Consider the following 11,604-nt stretch of genomic DNA (forward strand, 5'->3'; position numbering starts at 1 on the left):
TATATGGAAGAATATGTATATGTAGATGGTAAAAAATATCGAAGAGGATATACTACAGGTTCATGTGCAACAGGTGCATCTAAAGCTGCTGTATATATGCTGATTACAAAAAATAGAATCAATACTATAAATATAGATACTCCTAAAGGGATACCACTATCACTAAAAGTTGATAATGTAAATATTTCGGATACATTTGTGGAATGTTCCATAAAAAAAGATGGTGGGGATGATATAGATGCAACTCATACCATGGATATTTACGCAAGAGCTGAAATTGTGTCTAAAAATGATGAGAACAAAGAGTATCTTACTCTAGGTGATATAGATAGTTTAAGTACCAACAGTGAGTGTCAAAGTAAACTCTATAAGTTTATTAGGATTTATGGAGGAAATGGTATTGGTGTGGTTATGAAAAAAGGTCTAAGTGTAGAGGTTGGTAAGCCTGCTATAAATCCGACTCCACTTAAAATGATAAATCATGAAATAAGAAAGCTTATAGGAGATAATTTTGAATCTATACTTGGAGATAATAAAGTTTTAAAAATAACAATCTTTGCTCCACAAGGAGAAAACATAGCAAAAAAAACATTTAATCCAAGGTTAGGTATAGTTGGAGGAATATCTATAATAGGAACAACAGGAATTGTTGAACCTATGAGTGATGAGGGATGGAAGAAGTCTTTATCTATAGAACTTCAAATGAAAAAAGAACAAGGTTTAGATAAAGTAATATTGGTTCCAGGAAATCATGGAGAACAGTTTATAAGAGAAAAACTAAACTTAGACATTAAGTATGTAGTTAGGACAAGTAATTTTATAGGTTATATGATTAAAGAAGCTCAAAGAATAGGATATAAAAAAATCTTAATGGCAGGTCATATAGGTAAATTTATAAAAGTATCTGCTGGTATTTTCAATACTCATAGTAAGGTAGCAGATGCTAGAAGTGAGATATTAGTGGCAAACTTAGCCTTAATGGGAGCTACATACGAATTTTTAAATAAAATAAATCAATGCCTAACTGCTGAAGAAGCTGTAGAGCTAATAAATAATAGTGAATATAGACAAGTATATAATATATTGAGTAATAAATGTAGGGAGAGAGTAAAGCAGTACTTGAATGAAGATTCAGATGACATTGATGTGGAAGTAATCATGTTTTCAATGGATAAGTCTTTATTAGGTAAATCGGATAATGCAGATGCATTAGTGGAGGTCTTTATATGATAAATATAATAGGTCTAGGACCTGGAAACTTAGACTATATAACAAAAAAAGGTGAAAATTTAATTTCCACTTCTGATGTATTAATTGGCGGTAAGAGGAATCTAGAATCTATAAAGAATTTTGAAGGTGAAAAGATAATCCTAGACTCTAATTTGAGAGAAATTATAGAGTACATAAATAACAATAAAGAAAAGCAAATATCAATAATAGCGTCTGGTGACCCACTAATATATGGGATAGGTAGATATATATCCAAAAATATTGACAATAAGATGCTAAATATGGTTTCTGGAATTAGTTCTTTACAATATATATTTTCAAAAATATATGTTGATATGAATGATGTATATATTACAAGTAGTCATGGTAAAGTACCAGATTTTGATTACATATTGTCACATAAAAAAGTATGCATGGTTACAGACTTTAAGATAGGACCAAAACAAATAAGCAAGGAAATAATAGACAGAAATCTAAATAAAATTATTGTTGTAGGAGAAAATTTATCATACGACAATGAAAAAATAACAATAGCAAAACCAGAAGAAATAATAAGAATGGATAATTTCGAGATGAATGTTGTGGTGATTTTAGATGAAGAATAGTGAATTTATAACAGGTAAAGTTCCAATTACAAAAGAAGAAGTTAGAGCGATATCAATAAGTAAGTTGGCTTTAGTAAATGCTAAAACTTTCATAGATATAGGTGCTGGGACAGGCAGTGTAAGTATAGAATCAGCATATAATTATCCAGATTTAAATGTTATATCTATAGAAAGAAATGATGCTGCTTTAGAACTTATAAAAGAAAACGTAAAAAAGTTTAATTTGAAAAATGTAGAGTTAATAAAAGGATATGCTCCTATCAGTATAGATTTAGATAGACAAGTGGATGCTATTTTTATTGGAGGTACAGGAAATAATTTGGAAGAAATAATAGCATGGTCTAAAAATACTTTAATCACTGGAGGTAGACTTGTAGCTAATTTTATAATACTAGAGACGTTTAATCAAACTTTAAATCTAATTAGGAAACATGGATTTAAAGAAATAGACGTATGTGTTTTGAATGTTTCTAAACTAGAGAAACTAGGGAAAGGTGAATATTTTAAACCACTAAATCCTATATATATAATATCTTGTGAAAAAGGGGAAAATGATGATGAATAAAGTACATTTTGTAGGAGCAGGGCCTGGAGATAAAGAGCTAATAACATTAAAAGGATACAAACTATTAAGTAATGCAGATGTAGTAATATATGCAGGTTCACTTGTTAATCCTGAACTTTTGGAGTACTGTAAAGAAGGTTGTCAAATACATAATAGTGCACATATGGATTTACAAGAAATAATAGATGTTATGAAGGAAGGTATAGAAAATAATAAGTCTGTTGTAAGATTACAAACAGGTGATTTTTCTATATATGGTTCAATTAGAGAACAAGTGGAGGATTTAAATAAATTAAATATAGATTATGACTGTACACCAGGAGTAAGTTCTTTTTTAGGAGCAGCCTCATCTTTAGGAGTTGAATATACAGTTCCAGAGATTTCTCAAAGTGTAATTATAACAAGAATGGAAGGAAGAACTCCAGTTCCAGAGAAAGAGTCAATACAATCATATGCTAAGCATCAGACATCTATGGTAATATTTTTATCTGTTCAAGAAATTGAGAAAGTTGTGTCTAGATTACTGGAAGGTGGATATCCAAAAGATACTCCTATAGCAGTTATATATAAAGCAACTTGGGCAGATGAAAAGATAGTTAAAGGAACCTTAAGTGATATAGCTGTAAAAGTTAAAGAAAATAATATAAACAAAACTGCTTTAATAATGGTTGGAAGATTTTTAGGAGAAGAATATAATAACTCAAAGTTATATGACAAGGATTTTAAACATGAATATAGAGGGTAATATTGCTATAATCTGTATAACAGAGAATGGAAAAAATCTAGCTATAAAGATAAAATCTTTAGTAAATAACTGTGTTGTATATCAAATAAAAAATAAAAAAAGTTATTTAAATGTTCAAGAAAAATGTGTACATATAGTTCAAAAGAAACTAAGCGATTTTGTGGGAGAAGTATTTAATAAATTTGATTATATAGTATTTATAATGGCTACGGGTATAGTTGTACGAAGCATAGCACCATATATAGTGAGTAAGTTTAGTGACCCTGCTATTTTAGTTATAGATGAAAAGGGAAAAAATGTAATAAGTTTATTAAGTGGACATGTTGGAGGTGCAAATAGTCTAACAAATCATATAAGTAGTCTTATTGATGCTAATCCAGTAATAACAACAGCTACTGACGTCAATAAAAAAGCTTCTTTGGACATGATAGCAAAATACTTAAATGCACATATTGATAACTTTAGAGAGAATATAAAAGAAGTAAATTCTATGCTGGTAAACAATAGATGTGTTGGCTTGTATATTGACGGAGGATATAAAGTTGATACTAGAGGATTTAAACTTATAGAAAGTAGTAAAGAGTTAAAAGAGAGTTATTTAGATGTTAATATAGAAAAAATAGTTGTAATAAGTAATAAGAAAAATTTAAATAAAGATATTGAAGTTTTAGATAAAGATAATAAATTTAAAAATAGTTATTTTAGTGAGAAAATAGTTAAAGTAATTCCAAAAGATATAGTAATAGGCATTGGATGTAGAAGAGATACGGATAGTAAGTTAATGTTAGATTCGCTATTGAAATTTTTTGATAGTCAAGATATAGATGCTAAAGCAGTTCGAACAATTGGAAGTATTGAGCTTAAAAAAGATGAAAAAGCGATTATTGATTTATCAAAAACATTGCAAGTACCATTTGAGATATTTTCAGTAGATGAAATATCAAAGGTTGATAATTTATTCGATAAATCTGATTTTGTTAAAAAAAATGTGGGAGTGTATTCAGTGGCTGAGCCTGTAGCATATCTTTTGAGCAAAGGTAACTTAATAGTTGAAAAACATAAATATAAAGGAATAACTTTTTCAGTGGGGAGAGTAAAAATATGATATACGTTGTAGGAATTGGTCCAGGAAGCAAAGATACCATGACTTTAGAGGCAATAAAAGCAATAGAAGATTCTGAGGCTATTGTTGGGTATAAGACTTATATAAATTTAATAGAAGAATTTATAAAAAATAAGGAAATAATTCAAACTGGTATGAGACAAGAAGTTGATAGATGTAAACAAGCAGTAGAAGAAGCAAAGAAAGGAAAAAAAGTAGCAGTTGTAAGTAGTGGTGATGCTGGAATATATGGAATGGCAGGTCTTATTTTAGAATTAATATCTAAAGAAAAGGAAGATATAAAAGTAAAAGTGATTCCAGGTGTTACTGCAAGTATTGGTGCAGCAGCTATACTTGGAGCTCCTATTATGCACGATTTTTGTCATATAAGTTTAAGCGATTTAATGACTCCATGGGAGGTAATTGAAAAAAGATTAAGACTGGCTGCCGAAGCTGACTTTGTAATTTGTTTGTATAATCCAAGAAGTAAAGGAAGAAGTGAGCATTTAAGTAAAGCATTTAAAATAATGGGCGAATTTAAAAATGGAAATATACCTGTTGGAGTGGTTAAAGATGTAGGTAGAGAAAATGAAGAAAAATTTGTATGTACTTTTGAAAGTATGGACTTTGAAAAAGTCGATATGACTACAATGGTTATAATCGGAAATAAATCTACTTATATTGATGGTGGGTTGATGATAACTCCAAGAGGTTATACAGTATGATTTTGATTTTAGGAGGAACTTCAGATAGCTTATCTATATGCGATAAGATAAATGAACTAAATCAACCATATATACTTTCAGTGACCACAGATTATGGAAAGGAACTTGCACAACGACATACAAAAAATGTAATTTTAGGGAAACTCGGAAAAGAGGAAATGCTAAAATTTATAAAAGATAATCGTATAGTAAAAATAATAGATGCAACTCATCCTTATGCAGTTGAAGTATCTAAAAATGCTATGTATTGTGCAAAACTATCAAATATAGAATACATAAGGTTTGAGAGAAAATCTCTAATTGAAGAAATAGATTATGATAATAAGTTTATAGTAAATACAATTGAAGAAGCCTGTGAAATAGCAAATAAAATAGGAAAAAATATATTCATAGGAACAGGAAGTAAAAATTTGAATAGATTTGTAGAAGAAATAAATAATAAAAACTTAGTAGTTAGAGTTCTTCCAACTAGTGAAGTTATACTAAGTTGTGAAAAATTAGGTTTAAACGCAGATAATATAGTAGCTATGAAAGGACCGTTTAGCCAGTGTATAAACGAAGAAACTTATAAGCATTATGGCATAGACTTAGTTATAACAAAAGAAAGTGGAATAGCAGGTGGTTTCTTAGAAAAAGTAAATGCATGTAAAAGTTTCAATATACCAGTGATAATTATTAAGAGAGAATCAATTAACTATGAAAATGTAATCAATGATATAAATAAAATTAAAGATATACTTGTGTAATTTTTTAGGAGGAGAACATATGAAGAAGGCATTATTAGTAGTGAGTTTTGGTACAAGCTATAATGAAACGAGAGAAAAGACAATAGATATATGTGAAAATAAAATAAAAAATTCATTAAAAAACTATGATTTTTTTAGAGCTTATACATCAAATATGATAATAAATAAAATAAGAAAAAGAGATGGAATAGAGATAGATAATCCAATACAAGCTTTAGATAAAATATATGAACAAGGATATGATGAAGTAATAATTCAAACTCTTCATATTATATGTGGAGAAGAATTTAACAAGTTAAAAGAACAAGTGGAAAGCTACTCATCTAAATTTAAAAAGATTGTATTAGGAAGACCTTTACTTACACATATTGAGGACTATCAAGAATCTGTAGAGGCGATTAAACATCAAATGCCTCATATGGAAAATGACGAAGCAGTAGTATTTATGGGACATGGAACTCTTCATGAATCACATTCAGCATATCCAGCATTGGAATATATGCTTAGAGATAATGGAATAAATGCTTATGTTGGGACAGTTGAAGGATATCCAGAAATAGAACATGTAATAAGAAGGCTGAAAGAAGGAAACATAAAAACTGTAAATTTGATGCCATTTATGTTAGTTGCAGGTGACCATGCTGTAAATGATATGGCAGGAGATGAAGAAGATTCTTGGAAAACAATCTTAGAAGAGAATGGGTTTAATGTAAACATACATTTAAAAGGTCTGGGTGAAAATCCTTATATACAAGATAAATTTGTTCGTCATGCGACTAAATGTGCAGAAAATGTTAAGTTTTATGGTATAGGAGCAGGTCCAGGAGATAGTTCTTTACTTACTATGAAAGCAGTTAGTACATTAAAAAAATTAGATATTTTATATACTCCAGAATCAAAAAAAGGTGGAGATAGCTTAGCTTTATCAATAGTTAAAGAATACTTAAATGAATCAATAGAGATAAAATCTAGACATTTTCCAATGTGTTTTGATGGAAATGAAAAAAACATAGCGTGGGACAATATAGCTGAAGAGATTGTTTCAGATGTTAAGAATGGTAAAAATGTAGGATTTGTTACATTAGGAGACCCTATGATTTATAGCACGTATGTTTACATAATGAAAAGAATATCAGATGAGATAGAAGTGGAAACTATACCAGGAATTTCATCATTTTCTAATATAGCATCCAATCAAAATTTCCCATTAGTAATGGATAAGGAAGCCTTAGTAGTAGTTCCCTGTACTATGGAAGATGATAAAATAGAACATGCTTTACAAAATTATAACTCAATAGTATTGATGAAAGTATATAAGAACTTTAAAGATATAATAAAAAAACTAGAAAAATATAATCTAATAGAACATGCTATTTTAGTAAGCAATTCGTCTCAAAAAGGTGAAACTGTATTTAAAGATTTACGAGAGGCACATCTTGAAGATAAAATATCTTATTTTTCTACGATACTAATAAATAAAGAGAACAAAATAAACTAAGGTAACATTTTAAAGGAGATTTGGTATGAATATTGTGGTTGGAACTAGGGGTAGTAATCTAGCACTTATACAAACAGAATGGGTAATTAATGAACTAAAAAAGAAGTATCCAGATATTAGTTTTGAGATTAAAGTCATAAAGACAAAAGGGGATTTGATTCAAAATGTTTCCCTAGATAAAATAGGCGATAAAGGGTTGTTTGTCAAAGAAATAGAGCAACAATTATTAGATGGAAAGATAGACGTAGCAGTACATAGTATGAAGGATATGCCATCTTATTTAGCAGATGGACTAAAATTTGCTCACACACCTAAGAGAGAAGACCCAAGAGATGTTCTGATACTTAGAGAAGGATATAAAAACTTAGATGATTTACCTCATGGAGCAGTAATAGGAACAGGAAGCAAAAGAAGAAAATTTCAATTATTGAAACAAAGACCAGACTTAAATGTGGTTCAAGTTAGAGGTAATGTAGAAACTAGGATACGAAAAATAAAAGATGAAAATATGCATGGGATTGTCTTGGCGGCATCAGGAATAATAAGAGCTAATTTACAAGATAAAATAAGTTCTTATTTACCTGTTGATGTTGTTATTCCAGCACCTGCCCAAGGAGCTTTGGCTATAGAGATTAGAAGTAACGATAGTAATATAGAGAAAATAGTGAATTCGCTAAAAGACGAGAATACAGAAATCCAAATATTGGCTGAGAGAGGTTTTTTGGATGGTGTAAATGGAAGTTGTCATATTCCAATGGCAGCTTATTGTGAAATAATTCAAGATAAAATACACCTTACTGGTTTATATGGAGATTCAGAAGGAAATAAAATAGTAATCAAGTCTATAGATGGAGATATTTCTTCTCCTAGAGAGTTAGGTTTAAAGTTAGCTAAACTTGTATTGAAGGAGTATGAGAATTATGAAGGGTAAGGTTTACTTAGTAGGGGCAGGACCAGGTGATTATAAACTTATGACTTTAAAAGGTTTGGAGTGTATAAGAAAATCTGATGTAATAGTATATGATAGATTAGCAAATAGTAGTTACCTAAGGGAGGCTAAGCCTGGTTGTGAACTTATATATGTAGGAAAGGCATCAAGTAATCATATTTTGCCACAGGAAGATATAAATAGAATTATAGTAGAAAAAGCTAAAGAAGGAAAATATGTGACTCGTCTTAAGGGAGGAGACCCTTATGTATTTGGTAGAGGAGGCGAAGAAGCAGAGACTTTAGTAGATGAAGGTATAGAATTTGAAGTAGTTCCAGGTATAACCTCTGCTATAGGAGGTTTATGTTATGCTGGTATTCCTATAACACATAGAGACCATGCTTCATCATTTCATGTAATAACAGGTCATTTGAAGGATGATGATAGTGAAGAATTAAATTGGAATGCTCTTGCGAATAATAAGGGTACTCTTGTATTTTTAATGGGAATCTCAAACTTAAAGAGAATAAGCGAAAACTTAATGAAAGAGGGAAAAGATAAAGATACACCAGTTGCTCTTATAAGTTGGGCAACTAGATATAATCAAAGAGTTGTTACATCTACACTTGAGAATGTTTATGAAACTGCTATTAAAGAAGAAGTAAAGCCACCAACCCTTATAGTAGTTGGAAGCGTTGTAGGTCTTAGAGAAAAGTTGAACTTCTTTGAGAATAAGCCTTTGTTTGGAAAAAGTATTGCTGTAACTAGGTCTAGAAATCAAAATAGTGTATTGGTGGAAAAAATAATGGATTTAGGTGGAAATCCAGTTGAAATACCTACTATAAAGATAGAAAAGCTACAAAATAATATTAAGTTAGAAAACGAAATAAAAAGTATAAACAAATATAATTATCTAATATTAACTAGTAAAAATGCTGTGGAAATCTTTTTTGAAAAGATATATGAAATGAATTTTGATTTAAGGATATTATCTAATTTAAAAATATGTGCTATAGGTTCTGCTACATCAAATGAATTGAGAAAAAGAGGAATTATAGCAGATATAGTACCAAAAAAATTTGTGGCAGAGTCACTGTATGAAGAGTTAATGCCTATTTTGAAAAGTAGTGATAATATACTTATACCAAGAGCAGAAAATGCTAGAGACTATCTAGTTGACAAGCTTAAGAATATTTGTGAGGTAACAGAAGTACATACGTATAGAACCGTAATAGATGAAGGTAAAAAAGATGAGATATTAGATATTTTAAATTCTAATGATATAGATTATATAACTTTTACTAGTTCCTCAACAGTAAATAATCTTGTTGAAATTATAGGAAAAGAAAATATTAAAATATTAGACAAAATAAAAACACTATCTATAGGACCTATAACTACAGAGACAATAAATAGTTTAGGTATAAAGTTATATAAAGAAGCTACTAAATCTACTATAGATTCGTTAGTAGATTTAATTATAAAGAATTAATTTTGGAGGCTTGATATGTTAAGAAGACCAAGAAGACTAAGAGCAAGTAAAGCAATCAGAAATTTAGTGAGAGAAACTAAAGTTAATGTAGAAGATTTAATATATCCACTATTTGTAGTAGAGGGAAAATATATAAAAGAAGAAATTAAATCTTTACCAGATGTCTATCATTTATCAATTGATATGTTAGAAGAAGAAGTAAAAGAAATCAGTGAGTTGGGAATTGAACATATAATGTTATTTGGTGTTCCAGATGAAAAAGATGAGTGTGCTTCACAAGCATTTAATGATAATGGAATAGTTCAAAAGGCAATTAGAAAGGTTAAAGAGATAAATCCAGATATGAATGTAATAACAGATGTCTGTATGTGTCAATATACAAGTCATGGACATTGTGGAATTCTAACTAATACTGGTTATGTTGACAATGATAAATCACTAGAGTATTTGGCTAAAATATCTGTAAGTCATGCTAAAGCAGGAGCAGATATGGTTGCTCCGTCTGATATGATGGATGGAAGAATACAAGCAATAAGAGAAGCTTTAGATGAAAATGGATTAGAAAATGTAGGAATAATGGCTTACAGTGTCAAATACGCTTCAAATTTTTATGGACCTTTTAGAGAAGCAGCTCATTCAGCGCCATCTTTTGGAGATAGAAAAACGTATCAAATGGACCCAGCAAATAGCAATGAAGCTATAATAGAAACGGAGCTTGATATATTAGAAGGTGCAGATATACTTATGGTTAAACCTGCATTATCGTATTTAGATATAATAAGAAGAGTTAAAGACAATTTTGATTTACCATTAGCAGCTTATAATGTAAGTGGAGAATATTCTATGCTTAAGTTTGCAGTTAGAGAAGGGTTATTAAATGAAGATGTAATTCTTGAATCAATTACCTCTATAAAAAGAGCTGGAGCAGATATAATAATAACTTATTTTGCTAAAGATATTGCTAAGTTGTTGAAAAAATAAATTCTAGAAGTATAAAGAATGTTGAAAAGTATAGGAATTTTAGTTAGCTATTTTACAGTATTTTTATTTAGAAATTTATTGAATAAGAATATATACTAATTTATAATTTCTATACTTTATTTATGTAATTAAATAAACTTTGGAGGTGGAAAATGCTGTATCCTATTAATTTAAAATTAGATGATTTAGATGTAGTTATAATTGGTGGAGGAGAAGTTGCATATAGAAAATGTAAGAATTTTTTAAACTTTAATAAGAGTGTTACTATAGTTTCTAAACAACTTTTAAATAAGTTTTATGATTTGGAGGGAGATATAAAGATAATAAAAGATGATTATAAAGAAATGTATATAGAAAATGCTTCTGTAATAGTCGCTGCTACAAATAATAGGGAATTGAATATGGAAATAGGATTATATTGTAGAGCAAAAAATAAATTAGTAAATGTTGTTGACAACGTAGAAATATCAAATTTTACTGTTCCATCATATATAAAAAGAGGTGATTTACTTATAAGTATATCTACTGGGGGTAAAAGTCCTTCATTATCATCAAAGATAAAGAAAGAGCTTGAGGAGAGATACACTGAAGATTATGAGGAATATTTAAATGTATTAGGTGATATTAGAAAAAAAGTTATAAAAAAATATGAAGATAAAATTAAAAGAAAAGATATACTCAATAGGTTGATAACACTAGATTTAGAAGAGTTAAAAAAACTTGATATATAAAAAATAAAATAAAAAATATTAAAAATGTATTGACGGATTATTTTTAAGGTGATATAGTATTACTTGTCCCTAAGAAAAGGGCAGACATAAAAAATGAACTTTGAAAATTAAACAGTAGGTTAATTTATAAAACAAGAAACAAACCATAAAGCCAGATATTTTGATAACAATAGTATCTGAGCCTGATAAACTTTTATTTGAGAGTTTGATCCTGGCTCAGGATGAACGCTGGCGGCGTGCCTAACACATGCAAGTT

At 29.2% G+C, this 11,604-nt stretch carries 12 protein-coding genes and 1 rRNA gene; all 13 read left to right on the plus strand.

The genetic code is table 11. The annotated features are described in order from the left end of the window. The first annotated feature begins 3 nt into the window (after positions 1–3). Positions 4–1,230: a cobalt-precorrin-5B (C(1))-methyltransferase CbiD gene (cbiD, locus tag IR152_RS12590; protein WP_227452301.1), complete on the plus strand. Its 1,227-nt coding sequence runs from the start codon at positions 4–6 to the stop codon at positions 1,228–1,230. Then, a complete protein-coding gene (locus tag IR152_RS12595) occupies positions 1,227–1,835 on the plus strand; it encodes a cobalt-precorrin-7 (C(5))-methyltransferase (RefSeq protein ID WP_227452302.1) in 609 nt (202 codons plus the stop codon). Before cbiD ends, IR152_RS12595 begins: the two co-directional genes overlap by 4 nt. Next, positions 1,825–2,400, plus strand: coding sequence for a decarboxylating cobalt-precorrin-6B (C(15))-methyltransferase (locus IR152_RS12600; protein WP_227452303.1), 576 nt, complete (start codon positions 1,825–1,827; stop codon positions 2,398–2,400). The genes IR152_RS12595 and IR152_RS12600 overlap by 11 nt, the downstream gene beginning before the upstream one ends. After that, positions 2,393–3,145, plus strand: coding sequence for a cobalt-precorrin-4 methyltransferase (locus tag IR152_RS12605; protein WP_227452304.1), 753 nt, complete (start codon positions 2,393–2,395; stop codon positions 3,143–3,145). The genes IR152_RS12600 and IR152_RS12605 overlap by 8 nt, the downstream gene beginning before the upstream one ends. Then, the gene (gene cbiG / locus IR152_RS12610) at positions 3,129–4,250 is read left to right on the plus strand and encodes a cobalt-precorrin 5A hydrolase (RefSeq protein ID WP_227452305.1); all 1,122 of its coding nucleotides are present in this window, start codon (positions 3,129–3,131) and stop codon (positions 4,248–4,250) included. The genes IR152_RS12605 and cbiG overlap by 17 nt, the downstream gene beginning before the upstream one ends. Next, positions 4,247–4,972, plus strand: coding sequence for a precorrin-3B C(17)-methyltransferase (gene cobJ, locus IR152_RS12615; RefSeq protein ID WP_227452306.1), 726 nt, complete (start codon positions 4,247–4,249; stop codon positions 4,970–4,972). Before cbiG ends, cobJ begins: the two co-directional genes overlap by 4 nt. After that, positions 4,969–5,718 (plus strand): precorrin-6A reductase, encoded by a 750-nt coding sequence (cobK, locus tag IR152_RS12620; RefSeq protein WP_227452307.1) that lies wholly within the window; start codon positions 4,969–4,971, stop codon positions 5,716–5,718. Before cobJ ends, cobK begins: the two co-directional genes overlap by 4 nt. Before the next feature lie 19 nt (positions 5,719–5,737). After that, positions 5,738–7,216 (plus strand): cobalt-factor II C(20)-methyltransferase, encoded by a 1,479-nt coding sequence (locus IR152_RS12625; RefSeq protein WP_227452308.1) that lies wholly within the window; start codon positions 5,738–5,740, stop codon positions 7,214–7,216. Positions 7,217–7,241: 25 nt separating this feature from the next. Next, entirely contained in the window at positions 7,242–8,147 is a 906-nt protein-coding gene (gene hemC, locus IR152_RS12630; RefSeq protein ID WP_227452309.1) for a hydroxymethylbilane synthase, read from the plus strand. Continuing rightward, the gene (gene cobA, locus IR152_RS12635; RefSeq protein ID WP_227452310.1) at positions 8,137–9,636 is read left to right on the plus strand and encodes a uroporphyrinogen-III C-methyltransferase; all 1,500 of its coding nucleotides are present in this window, start codon (positions 8,137–8,139) and stop codon (positions 9,634–9,636) included. Before hemC ends, cobA begins: the two co-directional genes overlap by 11 nt. A gap of 15 nt (positions 9,637–9,651) precedes the next feature. Beyond that, on the plus strand, positions 9,652–10,617 hold the full coding sequence (gene hemB, locus IR152_RS12640) for a porphobilinogen synthase (protein ID WP_227452311.1): 966 nt from the start codon (positions 9,652–9,654) through the stop codon (positions 10,615–10,617). A gap of 152 nt (positions 10,618–10,769) precedes the next feature. Continuing rightward, positions 10,770–11,348: a bifunctional precorrin-2 dehydrogenase/sirohydrochlorin ferrochelatase gene (locus tag IR152_RS12645; RefSeq protein WP_227452312.1), complete on the plus strand. Its 579-nt coding sequence runs from the start codon at positions 10,770–10,772 to the stop codon at positions 11,346–11,348. 193 nt (positions 11,349–11,541) lie between these two features. Further along, positions 11,542–11,604: ribosomal RNA gene (locus tag IR152_RS12650) — 16S ribosomal RNA — on the plus strand; the annotation flags it as partial.

Origin of the sequence: Clostridioides sp. ES-S-0108-01 (genome assembly GCF_020662285.1) — a bacterium.
GTDB lineage: Bacteria > Bacillota > Clostridia > Peptostreptococcales > Peptostreptococcaceae > Clostridioides.